At 70.9% G+C, this 21,209-nt stretch carries 19 protein-coding genes; 7 read left to right on the top strand and 12 right to left on the bottom strand.

Annotated features, from left to right (window positions below; genetic code table 11):
- Window positions 1-84 precede the first annotated feature (84 nt).
- Window positions 85-774, top strand: coding sequence for an aquaporin Z (aqpZ, locus tag AC1KAT_RS16685; protein ID WP_480328005.1), 690 nt, complete (start codon window positions 85-87; stop codon window positions 772-774).
- 97 nt (window positions 775-871) lie between these two features.
- Window positions 872-1,225, top strand: a complete 354-nt coding sequence (locus tag AC1KAT_RS16680) for a hypothetical protein (protein WP_480328003.1) — start codon at window positions 872-874, stop codon at window positions 1,223-1,225.
- 108 nt (window positions 1,226-1,333) lie between these two features.
- On the opposite strand, the gene AC1KAT_RS16675 is transcribed toward AC1KAT_RS16680, so the two are convergent.
- Window positions 1,334-1,585, bottom strand: coding sequence for a hypothetical protein (locus tag AC1KAT_RS16675; protein ID WP_480328001.1), 252 nt, complete (start codon window positions 1,583-1,585; stop codon window positions 1,334-1,336).
- A gap of 203 nt (window positions 1,586-1,788) precedes the next feature.
- Between AC1KAT_RS16675 and AC1KAT_RS16670 the strand changes: the two genes are divergently transcribed.
- The gene (locus tag AC1KAT_RS16670) at window positions 1,789-2,526 is read left to right on the top strand and encodes an META domain-containing protein (RefSeq protein WP_480327999.1); all 738 of its coding nucleotides are present in this window, start codon (window positions 1,789-1,791) and stop codon (window positions 2,524-2,526) included.
- 15 nt (window positions 2,527-2,541) lie between these two features.
- Here AC1KAT_RS16670 and AC1KAT_RS16665 read toward each other — a convergent pair whose 3' ends face one another.
- Window positions 2,542-3,192 (bottom strand): FMN-binding negative transcriptional regulator, encoded by a 651-nt coding sequence (locus tag AC1KAT_RS16665; protein ID WP_480327997.1) that lies wholly within the window; start codon window positions 3,190-3,192, stop codon window positions 2,542-2,544.
- Window positions 3,193-3,368: 176 nt separating this feature from the next.
- Between AC1KAT_RS16665 and AC1KAT_RS16660 the strand changes: the two genes are divergently transcribed.
- On the top strand, window positions 3,369-3,857 hold the full coding sequence (locus tag AC1KAT_RS16660; RefSeq protein ID WP_480327995.1) for a GNAT family N-acetyltransferase: 489 nt from the start codon (window positions 3,369-3,371) through the stop codon (window positions 3,855-3,857).
- Between the two features lie 130 nt (window positions 3,858-3,987).
- On the opposite strand, the gene AC1KAT_RS16655 is transcribed toward AC1KAT_RS16660, so the two are convergent.
- The 5 genes from AC1KAT_RS16655 to AC1KAT_RS16635 all read right to left on the bottom strand — a co-directional run bounded on the left by AC1KAT_RS16655 (window position 3,988) and on the right by AC1KAT_RS16635 (window position 10,754).
- Window positions 3,988-4,902 carry a CE1 family esterase gene (locus tag AC1KAT_RS16655; protein ID WP_480327993.1) on the bottom strand — a complete coding sequence of 305 codons (915 nt, stop codon included), beginning with the start codon at window positions 4,900-4,902 and terminating at the stop codon, window positions 3,988-3,990.
- A gap of 224 nt (window positions 4,903-5,126) precedes the next feature.
- Window positions 5,127-6,371, bottom strand: coding sequence for a poly(ethylene terephthalate) hydrolase family protein (locus tag AC1KAT_RS16650; RefSeq protein WP_480327991.1), 1,245 nt, complete (start codon window positions 6,369-6,371; stop codon window positions 5,127-5,129).
- A gap of 89 nt (window positions 6,372-6,460) precedes the next feature.
- The gene (locus AC1KAT_RS16645) at window positions 6,461-8,176 is read right to left on the bottom strand and encodes a carboxylesterase/lipase family protein (RefSeq protein WP_480327989.1); all 1,716 of its coding nucleotides are present in this window, start codon (window positions 8,174-8,176) and stop codon (window positions 6,461-6,463) included.
- A gap of 268 nt (window positions 8,177-8,444) precedes the next feature.
- Window positions 8,445-9,353, bottom strand: a complete 909-nt coding sequence (locus AC1KAT_RS16640) for a helix-turn-helix domain-containing protein (protein WP_480327987.1) — start codon at window positions 9,351-9,353, stop codon at window positions 8,445-8,447.
- 135 nt (window positions 9,354-9,488) lie between these two features.
- Window positions 9,489-10,754, bottom strand: coding sequence for an HD-GYP domain-containing protein (locus AC1KAT_RS16635; RefSeq protein ID WP_480327986.1), 1,266 nt, complete (start codon window positions 10,752-10,754; stop codon window positions 9,489-9,491).
- Between the two features lie 248 nt (window positions 10,755-11,002).
- On the opposite strand from AC1KAT_RS16635, the gene AC1KAT_RS16630 reads away from it, so the two are divergent.
- Complete coding sequence (locus AC1KAT_RS16630) at window positions 11,003-11,680, top strand: L,D-transpeptidase (RefSeq protein ID WP_480327984.1); 678 nt, start codon at window positions 11,003-11,005, stop codon at window positions 11,678-11,680.
- A gap of 42 nt (window positions 11,681-11,722) precedes the next feature.
- Here AC1KAT_RS16630 and AC1KAT_RS16625 read toward each other — a convergent pair whose 3' ends face one another.
- The 3 genes from AC1KAT_RS16625 to AC1KAT_RS16615 form a co-directional block, all read right to left on the bottom strand.
- Window positions 11,723-12,064, bottom strand: coding sequence for a hypothetical protein (locus tag AC1KAT_RS16625; RefSeq protein ID WP_480327982.1), 342 nt, complete (start codon window positions 12,062-12,064; stop codon window positions 11,723-11,725).
- Window positions 12,065-12,237: 173 nt separating this feature from the next.
- Complete coding sequence (locus AC1KAT_RS16620; protein WP_480327980.1) at window positions 12,238-12,708, bottom strand: cyanophycin metabolism-associated DUF1854 family protein; 471 nt, start codon at window positions 12,706-12,708, stop codon at window positions 12,238-12,240.
- Complete coding sequence (locus tag AC1KAT_RS16615; protein ID WP_480327978.1) at window positions 12,705-15,116, bottom strand: cyanophycin metabolism-associated ABC transporter; 2,412 nt, start codon at window positions 15,114-15,116, stop codon at window positions 12,705-12,707. Before AC1KAT_RS16615 ends, AC1KAT_RS16620 begins: the two co-directional genes overlap by 4 nt.
- 204 nt (window positions 15,117-15,320) lie before the next feature.
- On the opposite strand from AC1KAT_RS16615, the gene AC1KAT_RS16610 reads away from it, so the two are divergent.
- Both AC1KAT_RS16610 and cphA read left to right on the top strand, forming a co-directional pair.
- Complete coding sequence (locus tag AC1KAT_RS16610) at window positions 15,321-17,555, top strand: cyanophycin synthetase (protein WP_480327976.1); 2,235 nt, start codon at window positions 15,321-15,323, stop codon at window positions 17,553-17,555.
- A gap of 37 nt (window positions 17,556-17,592) precedes the next feature.
- Window positions 17,593-20,166, top strand: coding sequence for a cyanophycin synthetase (gene cphA, locus AC1KAT_RS16605; RefSeq protein WP_480327974.1), 2,574 nt, complete (start codon window positions 17,593-17,595; stop codon window positions 20,164-20,166).
- A 74-nt stretch (window positions 20,167-20,240) separates the two neighbouring features.
- Here cphA and AC1KAT_RS16600 read toward each other — a convergent pair whose 3' ends face one another.
- Both AC1KAT_RS16600 and AC1KAT_RS16595 read right to left on the bottom strand, forming a co-directional pair.
- The gene (locus AC1KAT_RS16600; protein ID WP_480327972.1) at window positions 20,241-20,591 is read right to left on the bottom strand and encodes a GFA family protein; all 351 of its coding nucleotides are present in this window, start codon (window positions 20,589-20,591) and stop codon (window positions 20,241-20,243) included.
- 16 nt (window positions 20,592-20,607) lie between these two features.
- Window positions 20,608-21,168 (bottom strand): hypothetical protein, encoded by a 561-nt coding sequence (locus AC1KAT_RS16595; RefSeq protein WP_480327970.1) that lies wholly within the window; start codon window positions 21,166-21,168, stop codon window positions 20,608-20,610.
- Window positions 21,169-21,209 lie beyond the last annotated feature (41 nt).

Raw genomic sequence — 21,209 nt, 5'->3', positions numbered from 1 at the left:
CCTGCCAACGTCGCCGGCACGCATGTTGTCGTGCGCGTCGCAGGCCTGTCGTCGAAGACCAAGGCTGTCATGAAAGGGTGAGCCGTGAAGACATATGGTGCTGAGTTCCTGGGGACGTTCTGGCTGGTGCTGGGGGGCTGCGGCAGCGCGGTGCTGGCGGCTGCGTTTCCGCAGGTGGGGATCGGCCTGCACGGCGTGTCGCTCGCCTTCGGCCTGACGGTGCTGACCATGGCCTATGCCATCGGGCACATCTCGGGCTGCCACCTGAACCCGGCGGTGTCGATCGGGCTGTGGGCCGGGGGGCGCTTTCCGGCCTCGCAACTGCCGGCGTACATCGTCGCGCAGGTGCTGGGCGCGGTGGCGGCCGGTGCGGTTCTCTATGTGATCGCCAGCGGCGCGCCGGGCTTCGATGTGTCGAAGGGCTTCGCGTCGAACGGCTACGGCGCGCATTCGCCGGGCGGCTACTCGCTCGTGGCGGCGCTGGTGGCCGAGGTGGTGATGACGATGTTCTTCCTGATCGTCATCCTCGGAGCGACCGACAAGCGCGCGCCGGCGGGCTTTGCGCCCATCGCCATCGGCCTGGCGCTGACCTTGATCCACCTGATCACGATCCCTGTCACCAACACCTCGGTGAACCCGGCGCGCAGCACGGGTGTCGCGCTGTTCGTGGGCGACTGGGCGGTGGCGCAGCTGTGGGCCTTCTGGGTCGCACCCATCGTCGGCGCGGTGCTGGGGGCCGTGGCCTACCGCGCCATCGGCCGCGACGAGGCCTGACTGGCCATGGTCCGCGCTCGCACCGCAAGACCTCGCGGCCAGTGGTGCGGGCCAGGCCTCACTAAGATGCCCGGCATCGCAGCTTCACCGGTCTGACATGACGATGCTTTCTCGCCTTCTGGGCCTGTTGTTCTTGTGCGGCGCGTCGGCCGCGGGCCCGGTGCTCGCGCAGGACGCGTCGGCCTCGGCGCCCGCCGCGGTGCGCAAGGTCGAAGGCGCGGTGGTGCGCGGCGTGCACGCCGCAGCCAGCGGTGTCGAGCGCGGGGCGAAGGCCGCGGCGCGCGGCATCGAACGGGGCGCCAGCGCCGCCGCACGCGGCGTCGAGCGCGGGGTGCAGGCCACGGGACGCGGCATCAAGCGCGGCGCCGAGGCGACCGGGCGCGCCGCCGACAAGGTGGTGGACAAGGCCACCGGCGGCGCGAAGCCGTCCGCCCCGGCCAGCGGACCTTGACCGCGGTGCCAGCCGCGCACACACGACCTGTCGTTCTTGCACGCGGCCTTACCGGTCACCGGCTGCCGGTTGCCGATCTCGCGTGCCGGCCGCAGGTCCGCGCTGCGGTCAACGCCGCTTCTTCGCGCGCGCCGGGCTCGCCTTGCGGCGAGCCGGCGGCGGGGGGTGCGGGCTGGCGGTGCTGGGGAACATCCAGCCCGTCCACACCGACATCGCATCGTGCACGCCCTGCTGCACGGTCCGGTTGATCTGTGCCTGGGCCTGCGCGCGGGTCTGTGCCAGGGCGGTGTTGCCCACCTGGTGGGCGGCGCTCAGCCACATGCTCATCCAGGGGTTCTTCTTCGTCCAGGGGTTGTTCATGGGGGCCTTTCGTCGGTGCCGGCGGGGGCCGGCGGTTCCTGCAACGGGCGAAGGGCGTGCCCGCCTGCCGTGACTGCGTACCCGGCGGCTCGGCGGGTCTTGCCGATGCGGCTTGACGCCTGCGGGGCGGCTTGCAAAGCTGCACGACCTTGCACGCGGCGCCCACCCGGCGCGCGCCGTGTTTCACCTCAGGAGGCCCCCGCATGAGTCCGTTTCGTCTGTCGCGTGGACGGCATGCCCTGGCCGAGCTTGCGGCCGCGTGCGTGGCCGCCGTCGGCCTCGCCGCCTGTGCCACGCCCGACAGGGCGCGCCCGATGCTGGGCCTGTATACGCACCTGGCCGATGCGGGCAGCTTTGTCGACTGCACCAGCGGCCGCCGCTGGCCGGTGCTCGAAGACGGCGACGCCGCTGCCTTGCAACGCGCCTACGCTGCCGCACGGCCGGCCCCGGGCGCGCCAGTGCGCGTCGAGGTCGAGGCGCAGGTGGTGACGCGCCCGTCGGTCGATGCGGCGGCCCCGCGCGCGTCGCTGCGGGTGCAGCGCGTCATCGCGGCGACGGCCGAGGTCGGCTGCCCGAACGTGCTGGCCACCGCCCCGCTGCAAGACACCTACTGGAAGCTGATGACCGTGGCCGGCCAGCCGGTGACGCTGGCCGAGGGCCAGCGCGAGCCGCATCTCGTGCTGCAGACGGTTCCGCCGCGCGTGGCGGGCTTCAGCGGCTGCAACCGCATGACGGGTGGCTACACGCTGCAAGGCGATCGGCTGAGTTTCAGCGGCCTGGCCGGCACGCGCATGGCGTGCGCGCAGGGCATGGCGCATGAGCAGGCGTTTCTCGACGCGCTGGCCCGCGCGGCGCACTGGCGCATCGGCGGCGACAAGCTCGACCTGCTCGACGAAGGCGGCACCGTGCTGGCGACTTTCGAGTCGCGCCAGCTGCAATAGGCAATTGCGGGCGGCTCAGCCGGCGGCATCCTCGCCCATCGCGCGGCGCACGAGCCCGGCCATGTGCTGCGAGGCCTCGTCGGGCTGCGACATCAGGCCCGCGACCACGCCGAGCTTGTCGCCGGCCGGGCGGTTCTGGCTGACTTTCCACTTGCCCGTCAGCGAGTCCACCGGAATCTCGATGCCGACGATGGCGCCGAGCAGCCGCTCGGTGAAGTCGGCCGGCGCGTCGGACACCTGCCAGGGCAGTGCCTGCCCGGCCTCGTGCGTGTCGGTCAGCTGCGTCACGTGGGCGAGCAGCCAGTCGCGGTCTTCGATGGCGCGCGGCGTGCCGCGGGCCTGCACGACGGCGTAGTTCCAGGTCGGCACCGCCTTGCCGTGCGCGTGCTTGCTCGGGTACCACGAGGGCGTGATGTAACGCTGCGGTCCCTGAAAGACCACCAGCGAGGGCACCGAAGCCGAGAAGGCTTGCCACACCGGGTTCGCCCGCGCCACGTGCGCGAGCAGCGTGCCGCAGGGGCCACGCGTGCGGTCGAGCAAAAAGGGCACCGGGTTGGCGATGAGTTCGCCGTCGCCCAGCGTGACCCAGGTGCCCAGAGGGTGGGCGGCGATCAGCGCGTGCAGGGTGTCGAGGTCGGTTTCGGCGTGGGCACTGGGGACGTACATCGGGAACCTCGGCGGCTGAAGGCGGGCGGAAGGAAGCGCCATTCTCTGTGTCCCACCGCCGGTCGCGCCAGCCGCCCCGGTGTGCGATTCGACCTGCGGTCCCCGCGTTGACCCGCATCAACCGCGCCCCGAGGCCGCGACAAAATGCCGCCATCGAACCAACGCAAGGAGACACCATGCATGACATGCACGTCGGCGACGCCACGCGCGACGACGCCCCGGCCCTGGCCGCGCTGCTCTGCGAAGCCGGCCTCAGCTCGTGGGACGACTTCGACCCCGACCGCGCCTTCGAGCAGTGGGACCGCCTGAAGGCGCAGTTGCCGACCGCGCGGGTGCTGGTCGCGCGCCGCTGCGACGGCACCATCCTCGCCACCCTCACGCTGGTGCTGCTGCCGCTGCTGGGCGAAAGTGGCGCGCCGAGCGCGGTGGTCGAAGACCTCGCGGTGATGCCCATGATGCGGCGCACCGGCCTCGGCCGTCAGCTGATGAACGAGGCCATGGCGATCGCACGCAAGGCGGGTTGCTACAAGCTGGCGCTGTCGTCGCACGTCGAGCGCGAAGCGGCCCATGCCTTCTACGAGCGCCTGGGCTTCGAGCGCCACGGCGTGAGCTTCGTCGCCGCGCTGGTCGCACGGCCCCAGGAGGCCGAAGCCGAAGTGGGCTGACGACCCCTTGCAGTGCCGTTGCGCCGGGAGGCGACGCGACACCGCAGGCACCAAAAAAAACGGCCTGCCGTGAGGCAGGCCGAACAACCCGGATAGGCCGATGAAATGGGTGTGAGGCGCGTCTGCGTGCTCAGGAGCCGCAGGCGTCTGCCTTCAGGCCCGGCGTGACTTGCGTGGCGAACAACTTCCACGCGTTGTCGCTCGGGCGGCCGTAGCTGGTGCTGGTGCAGTAGCCGTGGCCGCACGACAGGCTGGCCAGGCCGACCTTCACGCCGCCGGCGCAGTTCTGGTATTCCTTGTCGTTGGCCGAGAAGCGCGACCACACGGTGACCGGGTTGCCGGTGCAGCCGCTCAGTTGGGCCCACTTCTGGAAGCTGGCGTTGGCCGACAGGTGGGTCACGGTCTGGCCCGAGACCGTGCTGGTGCCGCCTTCGTAGCGCACCAGGGTGTCGTTGAGGCCGGCGTATTCCTTGACGCTGATCGGGCGCTGCGGGGCGCACACATAGTCCTGCGGGCTGCTGTGCAGGTGGAACACCACCGGCGCGGCCGCGGCGAAGTAGTTCGCTTGCGTGCAGGCCATCTTGTGCGAGAAGCCGCCACCCAGCGAGGTGCCGCTGATGTAGACGCGGTTCGGCGCGATGCGCACGCGTTGCGACACGTGGTCGACGATGGCCTTCATGAAGCCGGTGTCATCGACGGTGGGGTTGAAGCCGGCGACGTTCCAGCGGGCGTTCACGCCCTGCGGGTAGGCAACGACGAAATTGCGGTTGGTGTCGGAGGTGGTGTCCCAGCCGCTGCTCGACTGCTGCGATGACGCGCTGCTGCCCAGGCCGTGCAGGCTCAGCACCACCGCGGCGGGCGTCGTGAGCGAGCGCGGGATGTGCAGGCGGTAGGTGCGCGACACGCCGTTGTGAACGATCGTGTGCGTGGTGTTGCCCGACGAGGCGGTGGTGGTGTTGCACACCGGTGCGGCCTGCGTGGCCACTGGCGCGAGTGCGGCCGCGGCGAGCGCGAGCAGCGCGGGGCGAAGGGTCTTTGGGATCATGGGGAGTCTCCTGTTGTTGGATCGATGAACGCGCCGCTCTTGGGTGGCGGCGATGAATGTTATGCAAGCTAACTAAATTTCAACGCCCGTGCAAACCCCGGCATTCACAGCACCAAAACAGAACGTGCTTGCTGGGGCAGATCAAAGGTCGGCGATGCGCGCGGCCGACGACAAAAAGCCGGCGCACCGAGGTGCGCCGGAACTGGGGACGCGTCAAACAGGGATCAGAAGTTCTTGTCTTTCGAGACGAACTTGCCCGTGGTGAAGGCCTGGCCCGGGTCGAGGAAGCTCGTGCGGCGCGAGGTCTCGCCGGCCAGCTGCCAGCGCAGCCAGGCCACGATGGCGCCGATGCCTTCGCGCGCGGCCGAGACGTGGTCCACGTCGTTCATCACCGTGAAGTACACCGGCACGCGCGTGTTGGTGTAGTCGCGCTCGCAGTTCGGCGTGGCCAGCGTGTCGGCTTCACCGCAGATGTATGCGGCGGGCTTGCGCAGGTTGTTCGGGCCGTTGCCATCGAACGAGCCGCCGGCGACGTGGATGGTCGTCGTCAGGCGCGAGTCGGTGGCGAAGGCGAAGGTGCTCACCGAACCGCGCGAGTGGCCGCCGGCGGCGATCTTCGTGGTGTCGAGCTTGCCGTTGAGCGCGCTCGTGCTGCTGCTGTTCTGCTGGATCAGCCAGTCGAGGCCGGCCTTCATCTCGGTGCCGTCGCCGGTCGAGGTGATCGAGTACACGACGAAGCCGTGCGAGGCGATGCGCCGCAGGTGGAACTCGTAGTTGCTCGGGCCGGTGCCGGCCCCCGGGCCCCAGATGAAGATCGGGTGCTTCAGGCCGTTGGCGCCGAGCGTGGTCGGGCGCACGACCCAGGCCTGGCGCGACGGGCCGGTCGATTGCGTGACGGTGACCGCGAACGGGCCGTCGGCATCGACGCTGGTCACCGGGGGCAGGGTGCCGCCGCCGGTCGGGGGCGGCTCGCCGGTGCCGCTGTTGCCGGTGACCGTGAGGCCGGTGACGGTGTAGGTCTCGAGCGAGCTGCTGGCGTTGACGCGGAAGCGCAGGCGCAGCGCGCTCTGGCCGGCGGCGTTCGACGGCAGCGTGACCGTGGTGGCGCCCGACACGCTTTGCAGCGATTCGATGGCCGTGTAGGTGCTGCCGTTGACCGAGTACTCGGCGATGCCGGCTTCACCGCTGTCCAGCCCCGACGTGCTGCGCGTGAAGCTCACGCTGACGCTGGTGTGGCCCACGGTGCTGATGGCCGGCGAGGTGATGGCGCCATCGGCCCCGGTGAGTGCGCCGCGCAGGCGGGCGCCGTAGGTGCCGGTGGCCACGCTGCCCGCGCTGGTGAAGCTGCCCAGGCCACCGGTGAAGGTGGTGGACAGCAGCGTGGTCTGCGCGTGGGCGCTGGCCATGAGGCCGAGCGCGAAGGCCGCGCCCGCGAGGGCCCGGCGCAGGGTGGATGTGGAAGTTTTCATCGGGACTGTCTCCTTTTTGGGGGTGTGACGTCCTGGGCCGGCGGCATGCCGGCCCGGGCGTTCTCGGTGTGCGCGACCGACGGGGTCGATCAGGGCAGATCAGGCGTCCACAGCGCAGCGCAGCGGTGGGTCGTCTTGAAGTTGGTGATGACCGTGGTGCCCGTCGGTGCGAACAGCAGCATCTCTTCGGCCGTGGTGTACGGCGGCCAGCTCGCGCTGCCGGCGGCGTTGGGGTTGCCGTTGCGGGCCTTCACGAAGTTGGCCCAGTAGGTGGTCATCTGCTCGGCCAGCGCCCGTTGCGAGGCGCTCAGCAGCGCGCTGCTGGGCAGGTCGAACAGGTACTGGATCTCGGCCGCGTGGTACGACTTGAACGGGAAGCTCACCGCCGGCTGCAAGGCCATCGGTGCGTTCGGGTCGTTGAACTCGTACGCGTAGACCGGCACGCCGCTGGCCGCGAGCGCCTTGGCCGCGCGGCGCGTGCCGCAGGCGAAGAGCGAGTCGGTGACCGCGGCGCTCAGCGCGAGCGGGCGCGAACCGCCGTAGGCCGAGGCCGGGTAGGCCGCCGCGACGGCCGGCGCGGCCGTCGGGCCGAAGGTGCGCACCAGGCGCGTGGTGAGCGCGGCGTCGTCGGCCAGGATGGGCACGTAGGTCGGGTCGGTGACGGGCTTCAGGCCGCTGACGGGCGAGCCGGCCGCGAGCCCGGTGTTGTTGGCCGCGGTTTCTTCGCCGGCCAGCAGCGAGGTGTACTCGTCGGTGGTCGCGCCGATCAGCACCGGCACCTTGCTCGACAGCAGGTTGCCGTTGACGGCCGCCTGGTTGCCGCGCACCAGGTACACGCCGTCGACGACCGGCGAGTTGGTGGCCGAGAAGGTGTCGGACGGCTGGTTGGCGATGACCGTGTCCACCGACAGGGCACGCAGGCAGGTGGCGGCGTTGGCGTCGTTCGGGCAGCTGAAGCGCGTGGCCGCGACATCGACACCGCCCGTGATGGGCGTGACGCCCGGGGCGGCCGCACGGCCGAACTGGGCTTCGGCCAGCGTGGGCTGCTCGGTCACCGGGCCGCTCTGCAGCACGGCCTTGTGGAAGAGGTTGACCGCCGCCGGCGAGTTGAGCTGCGTGAGCACGCTGGCCGCGCCGGCCGATTGGCCGGCGATGGTGATGTTGCTCGGGTCGCCGCCGAAGTTGCCGATGTTGTTCTTGACCCAGTGCAACGCGAAGGTCTGGTCCATCACGCCGTAATTGCCCGAGCGGCCGTTGACGTTGAGCGCCGGGTGCGACAGGAAACCCAACGCGCCGAGGCGGTAGTTGATCGACACGACGACGATGCCCTGCGCGGTCAGGCGCACCGGCGTGTAGCCCACACCGCGGCCGTACTGGAAGGCGCCGCCGTGGATCCACACCAGCACCGGGTGCGGCCCGGGCGTCGTGGGGGTGAAGACGTTCAGGTACAGGCAGTCTTCGCTGCCGGCGGCCGTGCCGTAGAACGACAGCGGCGAGGTGTCGCGTTGCGGGCAGTGGGTGCCGTACTGCTTGGCGCTGCGCACGCCGGCCCAACTGGCCGGGGCCGTAGGCGCGGCCCAGCGCAGCGCGCCGACCGGCGGCGCCGCGTACGGGATGCCGAGAAACTGTTTCATCGTGCCCGAGCTGTGCAGCGAGCCCTCGACCGTGCCCGACAGCGTCTGGGCGGTCGGGGCAGGCGCCGCGACCGGCTCGGGGTCGTCGCTGCCGCCGCAGGCGCCCAGGCCGACACCGACCACCAGCCCCAAGGCCGCCGTGCGCAGGGCGGCCATCCAATGCAGTTTCATGAACTCGTCTCCGAAAGAAAGTCGCGGGCGGCGCCTGTGAACCCACGGCCGCCTCGCAGTGAGGTGCGCATGGTGGGCAGCGCGCCGCGGCGGGTCTTTCATGAACGTGCGTGCGAACGCGCAAGAACCCGCCGGTGCGCCGCGCTTCCCAGGAGGCGGCTTCGCAGCCTTCGGGAAAACCACGACGACACGGCGGCACCCCGCCCCGGGGGGCGGGCGGCACAGCGGCGGTCGGGGGAGGGGGGCGAGGGCGACGCCCTCGGTTCGCTCAGTGGCGTTCGCGCAGCTCTTTGGGCGTGGCGCCGAGCAGGCGGCGGCACACCGTGGAGAAGTGGCTCTGGCTCGAGAAGCCCACCGCCAGCGCCACGTGGGCCACCGGCGCGGGTGTGCTGACCAGCAGGTGATAGGCGCGTTCGAGGCGCTTGTGCAGCACGTGCTGGTAGGGGCTGCGGCCGACCGTGTTGGTGAACAGACGGGTGAAGTGGTAGCGGCTCAGGCCCGCCTCGCGCGCCAGGTCGTCGAGCCCGATGGCTTCGCCGATGTGCTGGCGGATGTAGTCGTCGACCCGGCGGATCTGCGCGCCGGTGAGCCGCGATCGCGCCTCGCGCCGGTCTTCACCGCGCGAGCCGTGCAGCGAGCCGAAGCGCCGATGCACGTGCACCGTGAGGCCCAGGCTCAGGCTGTCGGTGTAGAGCCGCCCGCGCGGGCAGCCGGCCTCGACCTCGTGCCACAGCGCAGCGACCAGCCCGCGCAGCTCGGGGTCGGTGAAGCGCGGCGTGCCGACCAGCGAGCGTTCGCTGAAGCGGGTGTCGCCGGCTTCGAGCAGGCTCAGGCGCGCCGGGTCGAGTTCGATCGACACCAGCTCGGCGTCGCGCGTGCGCCATTGCGCGTAGGCGATCTCGCGCCCGCCGCCATAGAACATCAGGTCGTCGGCGCTGCACAAGGTGTTGACCTCGCCGAGCCCGTAGCGCAGCCGCGAGCTGGTCTGGCCGCGGCAGACCCAGGTGACGATGGGGTGCGGCGCGACGATGTGCCGGTCGATGATTTCTTCGGGCAAGCGGTAGCGCACCATCTTCAGGCCGGTCAGGTGCGCGAGGTCTTGCGGGCGCACGACGGGGTCGGCGCCCAGGCGCTCTTCGCGGTCGTTTTTCTTGACCCAGATGTCGATCTCGTCCATGCCCGTCCCCTGCGCGACCCGCCGCTCGGCGGGGTGGGGCGGATGCTGCGTTTCGGCCCGGCGTTCTGCCAGCGGGAACACCCTGATTTGTTACCCAGGCCAACAGAGTGAGGGGCGGGTTCGCCCCGGGGCGGGTCACAGCGGCATCGGCGAGGTCTTGAGCACCTGCGAGGCCAGCGCGGCGTGCGACGGGGCCAGTTGCGACACGCGCAGCTTGAGCTGGCGGCGCAGGTCGGCGAAGCGGCGGTCGATCTCGCGCACCACCAGCGCCAGTTCGAGGCGCACCTCGGTCGGCACGTCGTCGGCCAGCCGCGCCAGCAGGGCCTCGGGCGCGCGGGTGTCGAGCCCGGCGCTGGTGAAGGCGGCCACGATGCGCTCGTAACGGTCGCGCGCCTCACGAAACACGGCCGGCGCCCGTTCGAGTTCGTCCACCAGCGCGCAGCGGCGCGATTCGTAGCCGTGGATGGCCGCCGCGATGGCCTGGAACTGCGCCAGCGTCTGCGCGATCGGCGGGGCCTCGGCGCGCTCACGCTCGTCGCGCGCCAGGCCACCATCGGCGAGCACGGCGTCGACCACGCGCCGGTCGAACTCGGCCGGGATCAGCTTCAGCGCCACCGCCGCGCTGTTGGCCGGGGCGCCGTCGCCCAGGGCTTCAGCCAGCACCTCGGCCACCGCCAGCACGCGGCCCGCGGGGCCGAGCGACTCGCCGCCGACCGAGGCCGGGTAGCCGAAGCCGTCGAGCCGCTCGTGGTGTTCGAGCACGGCGTGTGCGGCGTCGGTGTCGGGCTGGGGCAGGCGCAGCAGCAACTGGTGACCCAGCATGGGGTGCACGCACATCTGCTTCCAGCCGTCGAAGCCGCGTGTCGGGGCCTCGACCACGTGCGGTTCGATGTACAGCTCGCCGGCGTCGTGCAGCAGCGCGGCCAGCGCGGCCGCCGCCAGCTTGCGCGCGCTGCCCAGGCCCAGGCGCTGGTGCAGCGAGAGGTTGAGCAGGGCCACCGCGATCAGGTGCGACAGCGCCGTCGGCCGCTGCTGGGCATGCAGGGTCAGCACGCTCAGGGTCGGCGCGTTCAGGCGCAGGTCGCGGATCACGTGCAGCGGCACCACGCCGTCTCGCACGGTGTACAGCCGGCGCAGCAGCGGGTGCTCGTCGAGCGCGGCCTGCGCGGCGCGGTGCAGCGCGCGGGTGTCGAGGCCACCGCTCACGGTGAGGCTGCTCTCCAGCGGCTTGAGCAGCTTGTGTTCGAGCAGGCGCTCGCGCACCGCGGCATCGACCTTGGCGCCCTTGGCCAGGAGCTTCATGCCGTTGCGCGTGAGGATGTCCTCGTTCGCCGCGACCTCGTGTTCGCGCGACGCGCCGATGACGCGTTCGAGGTAGTGCGGGTTGACGGTGTCGCTCACGGATGTGCCTCTGCGCTGCGCGCGCTGCAATCGGCCCGGGAGCAGTGCCCGGGCTCGCGGGCTGCGCCTGGGGCCTGGACCCACGGCGGCCGTGGCGGTGGGCTGGGCCTTCTGCCTGCTTTCGGTCACCCCGGCGCGAACTTGAGCAGCACCGCACTGCCGCTGCGGTAAAGCCTGCTGCATGAATCGGTGCCGGCGGCCTTCCGGCGGTCGCCAGGGCCGGGCGCGCCGATTGCCCCGACGCCGGGATGCGCTCTTCAACCCCACCCCTCGCGTGGCGCGTCGGCCTGCTGCTGCTCGTGGCCGGCAGCGGCGTGCAGGCGGCATCGCCCGTCGCCGACTTCGCCCAGGAACGCCCCTCGCCCGCCGCGCGGCAGATCGCCAATTGGGCGCTCGCCAGCGGCGACGCCCGTTCCCAAGCCTTCGTCGTGATCGACAAACCGCGTGCGCGGGTGTTCGTGTTCGACGCGCGCGGTCGCTTGCAGGCTGCCGCGCCTGCCTTGCTGGGGCTGGCGCGCGGCGACCACACGGTGCCTGGCATCGGCGAGCGTGCGCTGAAAGACATCCGTCCCGACGAGCGCACCACGCCCGCCGGCCGCTTCGTGGCCGAGGCGGGGCGCAATGCCAAAGGCGAAGACATCGTGTGGATCGACTACGACGCGGCGGTGTCGCTGCACCGCGTGCGGCCGCTCAAGGCCGAAGAGCGCCGCCTGCAGCGCCTGGCGACGCCGACCGCGGCGGACAACCGCATCTCGTATGGCTGCGTCAATGTGCCGGCGGCGTTCTTCGACGCCGCGGTGAAGCCGCTGTTCGCGGCCGGGCCGAAGGTCGTCTACGTGCTGCCCGACCAGCGGGCGCTGGGCGAGGTGTTTCCGCTGGCGGGGTCAGCCCGCGCCAGCGCTGCGGGCGCCGTGACCGCACAGTGAGAGCCGCCCGGGGCGACGGCGTGCCGCCGCCCCTTCGGGCATTTAACCGCGGTCAGCGCGCGGTGCGCGGCCCAGCGGCTCGGCCGGTACCCGGGCGCCGGTGGTGCTGTCGGTGTTCACCGGCGCGTTGGCCGGGTTGACCGTGCTGGACGGGCTGGTCGACGTGCCCGTCGTGCCCATGCTGCCGTCGGTGCTCGTCGTGCCGCTGGACGGCAGCGTGCCCGCAGGCGTTTCGCTGGGCGAGGGGCCGCCACGTGCCGCGTCCGACGACGTCGAGCCCATGCCACTGCCGCTCGTGCCGGACTGGGCCTGGACCACGCCGACAGCGGCGACGAGAGAAACGATGGCCGCAGCGGCAGAAAGGCGGGAGGTGAAGTTGTTCATGGATGGATCTCCTTTTCGGGTGGGATGAACGAGCCACGGCACACGTCCGGGGCTTGCAGGCGGGCCTGCGTGCCTGATCTCGGCCCGAGTCATCGGCAATGCGCATGCCTGCCCCACCCGCCCGGCAGCAGATTCGCCCCGCGTCGGGGCAACGCTCCAAGGATCCAACGCGCTCAGAGAAAGCGTTCGAGCAGCCGCTTCGAGTGGCGGTCGAGCTGGGTCGCATCGGCCACCACGAAGTGCAGGCCTTCACCGCTGCTGATCAGCAGCCGCGTGCGGCCGACGCGGCGGATGTCTTCCTCGCCCTTGAGCACGAAGCTCGTCGGGCCACGGTCGGTCTCGACCTGCCAGGTGCTGGGCGTCGAGAAGCTCGACACATCCAGCAGCCGCTCGATGGTCGGGGCGAACTCGCGCTCGGCCAGCTCGGCCTCGACCAGCGCGCGCTGGTCTGCCGGCAACTCGCTGAGGCGGTCGATCCACGCCAGCTCGTGGCCATCGGGCCCGACCAGCGACAGCCCCTCGTCGGGCGCGGCCAGCGGAAAGGCCCGCACCGGCAGCACGCCAACCTGCGGCTCGCCGCCCGGCGCGGTAAAGACCAGCCGGCCGAAGGCGTTGCGGGTGAGGGTGAAGACGCGCGGGCTCATGTGGACTCCACAGCAGGTTTGCTCGGCGGCACGTGCACTTCGTGCGCGGCCTCGCGCTCGCCCTGCACCTCGTCGCTCTCTTCTTCTTCGACGTGGCGCAGCTGCGCTTCGTACAGGCGGCGGTAGGCGCCGTCGGGCTTTTCCATCAGCGTGTCGTGCGGGCCCACTTCGACCACCTGGCCGCGGTCCATCACGACCAGCCGGTCGGCCTTGCGCAGGGTGGACAGGCGGTGCGCGATGGCGATCGTCGTGCGGCCCTGCACCAGGTTGTCGAGCGCCTTCTGGATCTCTTTTTCGGTCTCGGTGTCGACCGCCGAGGTGGCCTCGTCGAGGATCAGGATGCGCGGGTCGATCAGCAGCGCGCGGGCGATCGAGATGCGCTGCCGCTCGCCGCCCGACAGGCCCTGGCCGCGTTCGCCGACCAGCGAGTCGTAGCCGTGCGGCAGGCGCAGGATGAACTCGTGTGCATGCGCGGCGCGCGCCGCCGCGATGATCTCTTGGCGGGTCGCATCGGGCTTGCCGTAGGCGATGTTCTCGGCCACCGTGCCGAAGAAGAGAAACGGCTCTTGCAGCACCAGCCCGATGTGGCGCCGGTAGTCGGCCACCGCGTGGCGGCGGATGTCGATGCCATCGACCTGAATGCCGCCGTCCGTCACGTCGTAGAAGCGGCAGATCAGGTTCACCAGCGTGCTCTTGCCCGAGCCGCTGTGGCCCACCAGTCCGATCATCTCGCCGGGGCGAATGTCGAGGTCGAGCCCGCGGATGACCGTGCGGTTGCCATAGCGAAAGCCCACGCCGCGCATCGTCAGCCCGCCTTTCAGCTTGCCGATGGGCACCGGGTTCGTGGGCTCGGGCACGTTCGAGACGTGGTCGAGGATGTCGAAGATGCGCTTGGCGCCCGCCGCGGCCTTCTGCGTCACCGACACGATGCGGCTCATGTCGTCGAGCCGCGTGTAGAAACGCCCGATGTAGGCGACAAAGGCGGTCAGCACGCCGACCGTGATCTGGCTCTTCGAGACCAGCCAGATGCCGAAGGCCCACACCACGAGCAGGCCGATTTCGGTCAGCAGCGAGACGGTCGGCGAAAACAGCGACCAGGTCTTGTTGATGCGGTCGTTGACTTCGAGGTTGTGCCGGTTGGCCTGGTGGAAGCGCTTGGCCTCGCGCGACTCTTGCGCGAAGGCCTTGACCACGCGGATGCCCGGGATGGTGTCGGCCAGCACGCTGGTCACCTCGGACCACACGCGGTCGATCTTCTCGAAGCCGGTGCGCAGCTTGTCGCGCACGATGTGGATCATCCAGGCGATGAAGGGCAGCGGCACCAGCGTCACCAGCGCCAGCCACGGGTTGATCGAGAACAGGATCGCCGCCGTCATCAGGATCATCAGCACGTCGGTGGCGAATTCGAGCGCGTAGAGCGACAGGAAGACGCAGATGCGGTCGGTCTCGGAGCCGATGCGCGCCATCAGGTCGCCGGTGCGCTTGCCGCCGAAGTAGTCGAGCGACAGCTGCAGCAGGTGCTCGAAGGTGGTGGTGCGCAGGTCGGCGCCGATGCGTTCGGACACCAGCGCCAGCAGGTAGGTGCGCGCCCAGCTCAGGCCCCAGGCGGCCAGTGCCGCCGCCAGCAGGCCGGCCAGCAGCTTGGCGACCAGCATCGTGTCGATCTGCTGCCCGTTCTGGAACGGGATCAGCACGTCGTCCATCAGCGGAATGCTCAGGTACGGCGGGATGAGGCTCGCGCCGGTGCCGGCCAGCGTCAGCAAGAAGCCGGCGGCCAGCTCCTTGCGGTAGGGCCGGGCGAAGCGCCACAGCCGCAGCAGCACCCAGGTCGAGGGTGGCACGGGCGCCTCACGGTTGCAGACCGGGCATTCGTCGGCGTCGGCATCGGGCGGCAGCGGGGCGTGGCAGCTCGGGCACAGGGCGCCGTCGATTTGCGGCTCGGCGGCGCCGGCGGGGCCCGCGGCGATCTGCCGCTCGACCCGCGTCACCCAGGCCAGCGCGGCGGTCTGCCGGGCCAGCGTGAAGCGCCAGGTGGCCAGGCGCTGATCGGTGTCCAGCAACTCCAGCGTGCCCACGCCGGCGTGGTCGGTCTGGCGCACAGACAGTGTCGATGCCAGCGCCCACTCACGCCATTCGCCCTCGGCGTTGGCGGCCAGCAGGCGGGATTCCGTCACAACCAGCAACCCTTGCGCAAAACGCAACTGGTCGTCCAAGTCAACCTCCAGCAGGCCCAGCACGTTCTCGTGCGGTCCGAGTCGGGAAGACAAGGCCGCCCGTAACGAGGCGGCCGCCCCGGCCGGTGTCATCGGCCCCGGATCGCCCCCCGCCGATGGCGGCCCTGCCAGGGCCGGGGTCGGGGACGGGGCCCGGGGGTTGCCAGAAAGGTCGATGGGATGTTGATGTTGCATGCTGACGTTGTGCCGCAAGGCTGCCTGACGGAAACCGAGCGGGAGCCGCAAAAGCCTTCCGCAGGCCGCACCGGGGGCGCGGATTTTCGCCCAAGCGCCTGTTGCGCCCCGGCCCGTGTCCACGCGCTTGCAGGGGCCGGTCTGGGCAAAACCCCGGCGCCCAGCGCGGACAATGGGAGTTTGCGCCCGTCCCGTCCCGCCGCCATGCCTGCTGCCGTTCCCGCCGCCGTTTCCGACGCCCTGCAATTGCTGCGCATCAACTATTTGCGCGGCCCCAACCTCTGGACCTACCGGCCGGTGCTCGAAGTCTGGCTCGACCTGGGCGCGCTGGAAGACCAGCCCTCGCACCTGCTGCCGGGCTTCAACGAGCGCCTGCTGAAGCTGCTGCCGGCCCTGGTGGCGCACCACTGCGGCGTCGGCGAGCACGGCGGCTTCGTGCAGCGCCTCGAAGAAGGCACCTGGGCCGGCCACGTGCTCGAACACATCGTCATCGAACTGCTCAACCTCGCCGGCATGCCCACCGGCTTCGGCCAGACGCGCAGCACCTCGCAGCACGGCGTGTACCGCATGGTCTTCCGGGCGCGCGACGAGCACGTCGCCCGCAAGGCGCTGGCCGCCGGCCACGCGCTGATCAAGGCGGTGATCGACGACCAGCCGTTCGACCTGGCTGCCGCCGTGGCGCAGGTGCGCGAACAGGTCGATGACTCGTACTTCGGCCCCAGCACGGCGGCCATCGTCGGTGCAGCGACCGACCGGCGCATCCCGCACATCCGCCTGAACGGCGGCAACCTGGTGCAGCTGGGCCACGGTGCGGCGCAACGCCGCATCTGGACGGCCGAAACCGAAAACACCAGCGCCATCGCCGAGAACATCGCCCGCGACAAAGACCTGACCAAGCGCCTGCTGCAGAGCTGCGGCGTGCCGGTGCCCGAGGGCCAGGTCGTGGACAGCCCCGAGGCCGCCTGGGAGGCCGCGCAAGACATCGGCCTGCCGGTCGTCGTGAAGCCGGCCGACGGCAACCACGGCCGCGGCGTCACGCTCGACCTGCACAAGCGCGAAGACATCGAAGCCGCCTTCCACCTGGCCGACAAGCACGGCAGCGAGGTGATCGTCGAACGCTTCGTGCGCGGCGAAGAGCACCGCCTGCTGGTCGTCGGCGGCAAGGTCGCGGCGGCGGCGCGCGGTGAAACCGCCTGGGTCACCGGCGACGGCACCGCCACGGTCGAGCAACTCGTCGATGCGCAGCTCAACACCGACCCGCGCCGCGGCGAAGCCGAAGAGTTTCCGCTCGGGCTGATCCGGCTGCGCGGCGAAGACGAAGCCATCCTGCTCGACCTGCAGCGCCAGGGCCTGACGCCCGACGCCGTGCCGGCCGCCGGCCAGCGCGTGCTGATCCAGCGCAACGGCAACGTGGCCAACGACTGCACCGACGACGTGCACCCCGAGGTCGAACACGCGGTGGCGCTGGCCGCCCGCGTGGTGGGGCTCGACATCGCCGGCGTCGACCTGGTCTGCGAAGACATCTCGAAGCCGCTGCAGGCGCAGGGCGGCGCGGTGGTCGAGGTGAACGCCGGGCCGGGCCTGCTGATGCACCTGAAGCCCGCCGTGGGCACGCCGCGTCCGGTGGGCCGTGCGATCGTCGAGCACCTGTTCCGCGAAGGCGAGACTGGCCGCATCCCCATCGTCGGCATCGCCGGCACGCAGGGCACGACCACGACCGCGCGCCTGGTCGCGTGGCTCTTGCACCTGAGCGGCAAGCACGTGGGCGTGGCCTGCAAGGACGGCGTCTTCCTCGAACGCCGCCGCATCGACCACGCCGACGGCACGCGCTTCGAGCCGGCGCGGCGTCTGCTGATGAACCGCCGCGTCAACACGGCCGTGTTCGAGAACGGGCCCGAGGCGATCCTGCGCGATGGCCTGCCCTACGACCGCTGCCACGTGGGCGTGGTCACCGACCTCGAAGGCGCCGACAAGCTCGGCCACCACGACGTGCGCGAGAGCGACCAGCTCGTCAAGGTCATGCGCACGCAGGTGGATGTGGTGCTGCCCGACGGTGTGGCCGTGCTGAACGCCAGCGACGAACGCGTGGCCGACATGGCGCGGCTGTGCGACGGCGAAGTCATCCTCTACGCGGCCGACCCCAACCTGCCGGCCATCGTGGCGCACCGCCGCCAGGGCGCCCGTGGCGGCCGTGCGGTGTTCGAGCGCGACGCCCGCGTCGTGCTGGCCCATGGCAGCGCCGAGACGCGCCTGGCCGGCCTGCAGCGCCTGACGCGCCAGCGCGGCCACGGCGGCGTGGTGGACATGGTGGCCCTGCTGCCGGCCATCGCCACCGCCTGGGCGCTCGACATCGCGCCGGACCTCATCGTCGCGGGCATCGAGACCTTCGACATGGAACTGCCGCAGGCGCACCTGCCCCCGGCCCGCAACGCGCTCTGACGCGCGACGCACTTCTTCGCACCTTTCGCCTTCACCGATGGACGTCTCACGCATCCGGGCCCTGCGCGGGCCCAACCTCTGGAGCCGGCACACGGCGATCGAAGCCATCGTGTCCTGCGCCGAGAAAGAGCGCTCGCTCGACCTGATGCCGGGCTTCGAGGCGCGCGTGCGCAAGCTGTTTCCCTCGATCGGCGTGCTGCGCGCGCCCGGGCCGGTGTCGCTGGCCCATGTGCTCGAAGCTGCCGCGCTGGCGCTGCAAGAAGAAGCCGGCTGCCCGGTGACCTTCAGCCGCACCACCGCGACGGTCGAGCCCGGCGTCTACCAGGTCGTCGTCGAGTACAGCGAAGAGACCGTCGGTCGGCTCGCCTTCGACCAGGCGCAGGCGCTCTTGCAGGCCGCGCAGGCGGGCGGTGATTTCGACGTGGCCGCCGCCATCGCGCAGCTGCGCGAGAAGGACGAAGACGTGCGCCTCGGGCCCAGCACGGGCTGCATCGTTGATGCGGCCGTGGTGCGCGGCATCCCGTACCGCCGCCTGACCGAAGGCAGCCTGGTGCAGTTCGGCTGGGGCGCGAAACAGCGCCGCATCTGGGCGGCCGAGGTCGATGGCACGAGCGCGGTGTCCGAATCCATCGCCCAAGACAAAGACCTCAGCAAGCAACTGCTGCAGGCCGCCGGCGTGCCGGTGCCGTATGGCAAGCCGGTCCAGAGCATCGACGAGGCCTGGGACGTGGCCCAGCAGATCGGCCTGCCCGTCGTCGTGAAGCCGCAGGACGGCAACCAGGGCAAGGGCGTCACGGTCAACATCGTCACGCGCGAGCACCTTGAAATCGCCTACCGCGCCGCCGCCGAGCACGGCGACGTGCTGGTCGAGAAATACCTGCCCGGCAGCGACTACCGCCTGCTGGTCGTTGGCGACCGCATGGTGGCGGCCGCGCGGCGCGATCCGCCGCACGTCATCGGTGACGGCGTGCACACCGTGCGCCAGCTGGTGGACAAGGTCAACGCCGACCCGCGCCGGGGCGACGGCCACGCGACCTCTCTGACGAAGATCCGCTTCGACGACATCGCCATCGCGCGCCTGCAGGTGCAGGGCCTGGCGCCCGAATCGGTGCCCGAGAAGGGCCGCCGCGTCGTCTTGCGCAACAACGCCAACCTCAGCACCGGCGGCACCGCCACCGACGTGACCGACGACGTGCACCCGGACGTGGCCGCCAGCGCCGTGGCGGCAGCGCAGATGGTCGGCCTGCACATCTGCGGTGTCGATGTGGTGTGCCAGAACGTGCTGCAGTCGCTCGAAGAGCAGCACGGCGGCATCGTCGAGGTCAACGCCGCGCCGGGCCTGCGCATGCACCTGTCGCCCTCGTACGGCAAGGGCCGCCCGGTGGGCGAGGCCATCATGGCCGACCTCTTCCCGGCCGGTGAAGACGGGCGCATCCCGGTGGTCGCCGTCACCGGCACCAACGGCAAGACCACCGTCACGCGGCTCACCGCGCACCTGTTCGCCAGCGCCGGCTTCAAGGTCGGCATGACCAACACCGACGGCGTGTATGTCGATGGCCGGCAGATCGACAGCGGCGACTGCAGCGGCCCGCGCAGCGCGCGCAACGTGCTGATGCACCCCGACGTCGAAGCGGCCGTGTTCGAGACCGCGCGCGGCGGCGTGCTGCGCGAAGGCCTGGGCTTCGACCGCTGCCAGGTGGCCGTCGTCACCAACATCGGCGCGGGCGACCACCTCGGCCTCAACTACATCACCACCGTCGAAGACCTCGCGGTGCTCAAGCAGGTGATCGTGCAGAACGTGGCCGCCAACGGCTATGCGGTGCTCAACGCGGCCGACCCCATCACCGCCGCGATGGCCTCGGTGTGCCCGGGCCAGGTGATCTACTTCGCGCCCGACCGCCACCACCCGGTGATGGCCACGCACCGCGCGCAGGGCAAGCGCACGGTGTACGTCGACGATGGCCACGTGATTGCCAGCGAGGGCACGTGGCGCGAAAGCGTGCCGCTGCGCGACGTGCCCATCACGCGCCACGGCAGCATCGGTTTTCAGGTCGAGAACGTGCTCGCGGCGGTGGCTGCCGCCTGGGGCGCGGGCGTGCCCTGGGACGCGGTGCGCAGCGGGTTGGCCAGCTTCGTCAACGACGCCGACAACGCGCCGGGCCGGTTCAACGTGATGGACTACAAGGGCGCGACGCTGATCGCCGACTACGGCCACAACCCCGACGCGATGCGCGCGCTGGTGGCGGCCGTGGACGCGATGCCGGCCAAGCGCCGTTCGGTGGTCATCAGCGGGGCCGGCGACCGGCGCGACGAAGACATCCGCGAGCAGACGACCATCCTCGGCGAAGCCTTCGACGACGTGCTGCTGTACCAGGACGCCTGCCAGCGCGGCCGCGCCGACGGCGAAGTGCTGCGCCTGCTGCGCCAGGGCCTCGAAGGGGCCGGCCGCACGCGCCACATCGACGAGATCCAGGGCGAGTTTGTCGCGATCGACACCGCGCTGTCGCGCTTGCAGGCGGGTGACCTGTGCCTCGTGCTGGTGGATCAGGTGGAAGAGGCTTTGGCCCACCTGGCCCAGCGCGTGGCCGAAGCGCAGACCGCGCCGCACTGACCGGCGGCGGGTGCCTCAAGAAACGAAGGGCGCACACCGTGCGCCCTTCGTCATTTGCGTCGCGGCGTTTTCGCTCAGGGCTGGCTGCGCCCGTCGTACGGGATGCGCTTCAACGCCCCGAGGTCGATGCCGTCGAGGCAGCGCACGTTGATCGCCGCCGTGGCCTGGCCGCTTTTCGGGTCGGTGCCCAGGCCGAAGGGCTGCACGCCGCAGTTCGGGCAGAACTTGTGCTCGATGACGTGTTTGTTGAACCGATAGGTGGACAGCGTGTCCGCCCCCTGCGTCACTTGCAACTGGTCGCCACCGACGAACCACAGCAGGAAGCCCTTGCGCTCGCAGTGCGAGCAGTTGCATTCGAGCACCGGCCCGGGCTCGCCGGGCACTTCGAATCTGACGCGACCGCAGTGACAGCTTCCGTTGGCCATGGTGTGCGACCTGGGCTCAGCTGACCGTCTGCGGACCGACTTCGAGCTTGTCGCGGTCGTTGGTCTGGCGCTGCAGGTCTTCGAGCAAGGCCAGGTAGTAGTCGAGCGGCGGCGTGCGCGGCACCGGCGTGCTGCGCGCCTGCTGGATGAGGCGGCACAGCTGCAACGCGCGCCGCGCATGCGGCAGCACGTCGAATTCGAGCTGTTCGGCCAGCGACATCGGCGGTTCGTTGGCGCCCCCGGCGGGCGCTGCGCCCGGCTCGATGGCGCGCAGGTAGCGGCGCGCGTCGCGTTGCAGCCGCAGCGGGGCGATCAGGTCTTCACCGAAGCCGTCGGCCAACCATTCCACGGCGCGCGCCTCGGAAGCGCCGCCGGCCTCGCCTTGCAGGTGGCTCAGCACGTGCAGCAGCGCGGCGGCGACCAGCGCCTCGTCGGCATCGGCCCATTCGGCGAGCTGGGCGGTGTGCAGCGCGTGCGCAAGCACGCTCACCGGGTCGGCGCCGTGGCTGTGGTGGGCGAGCCCGCCTTGGCGGAGGAAAAGCTGTTCGATTTCGTGGATCAGGGCCGCGTTCGGCATGGGGTCTCCTCGCGGCACCAAGGGGGTGCCGAATCCGTCAG

Source organism: Piscinibacter sp. PDB5-1 (assembly GCF_056676035.1).
This window is presented reverse-complemented; position numbering and strand designations above follow the sequence as displayed.

Bases quoted from the DNA above. Each gene is read 5' to 3' on its own strand.
- AC1KAT_RS16670 (WP_480327999.1), top strand. From the start codon at position 1,789: ATGAGTCCGTTTCGTCTGTCGCGTGGACGGCATGCCCTGGCCGAGCTT.
- AC1KAT_RS16600 (WP_480327972.1), bottom strand. From the start codon at position 20,591: ATGGCCAACGGAAGCTGTCACTGCGGTCGCGTCAGATTCGAAGTGCCC.
- cphA (WP_480327974.1), top strand. From the start codon at position 17,593: ATGGACGTCTCACGCATCCGGGCCCTGCGCGGGCCCAACCTCTGGAGC.
- AC1KAT_RS16680 (WP_480328003.1), top strand. From the start codon at position 872: ATGACGATGCTTTCTCGCCTTCTGGGCCTGTTGTTCTTGTGCGGCGCG.
- AC1KAT_RS16665 (WP_480327997.1), bottom strand. From the start codon at position 3,192: ATGTACGTCCCCAGTGCCCACGCCGAAACCGACCTCGACACCCTGCAC.
- AC1KAT_RS16640 (WP_480327987.1), bottom strand. From the start codon at position 9,353: ATGGACGAGATCGACATCTGGGTCAAGAAAAACGACCGCGAAGAGCGC.
- AC1KAT_RS16645 (WP_480327989.1), bottom strand. From the start codon at position 8,176: ATGAAACTGCATTGGATGGCCGCCCTGCGCACGGCGGCCTTGGGGCTG.
- AC1KAT_RS16615 (WP_480327978.1), bottom strand. From the start codon at position 15,116: ATGCAACATCAACATCCCATCGACCTTTCTGGCAACCCCCGGGCCCCG.
- AC1KAT_RS16595 (WP_480327970.1), bottom strand. From the start codon at position 21,168: ATGCCGAACGCGGCCCTGATCCACGAAATCGAACAGCTTTTCCTCCGC.
- AC1KAT_RS16650 (WP_480327991.1), bottom strand. From the start codon at position 6,371: ATGAAAACTTCCACATCCACCCTGCGCCGGGCCCTCGCGGGCGCGGCC.
- AC1KAT_RS16660 (WP_480327995.1), top strand. From the start codon at position 3,369: ATGCATGACATGCACGTCGGCGACGCCACGCGCGACGACGCCCCGGCC.
- AC1KAT_RS16675 (WP_480328001.1), bottom strand. From the start codon at position 1,585: ATGAACAACCCCTGGACGAAGAAGAACCCCTGGATGAGCATGTGGCTG.
- AC1KAT_RS16630 (WP_480327984.1), top strand. From the start codon at position 11,003: ATGCGCTCTTCAACCCCACCCCTCGCGTGGCGCGTCGGCCTGCTGCTG.
- AC1KAT_RS16655 (WP_480327993.1), bottom strand. From the start codon at position 4,902: ATGATCCCAAAGACCCTTCGCCCCGCGCTGCTCGCGCTCGCCGCGGCC.
- AC1KAT_RS16610 (WP_480327976.1), top strand. From the start codon at position 15,321: ATGCCTGCTGCCGTTCCCGCCGCCGTTTCCGACGCCCTGCAATTGCTG.
- AC1KAT_RS16620 (WP_480327980.1), bottom strand. From the start codon at position 12,708: ATGAGCCCGCGCGTCTTCACCCTCACCCGCAACGCCTTCGGCCGGCTG.
- AC1KAT_RS16625 (WP_480327982.1), bottom strand. From the start codon at position 12,064: ATGAACAACTTCACCTCCCGCCTTTCTGCCGCTGCGGCCATCGTTTCT.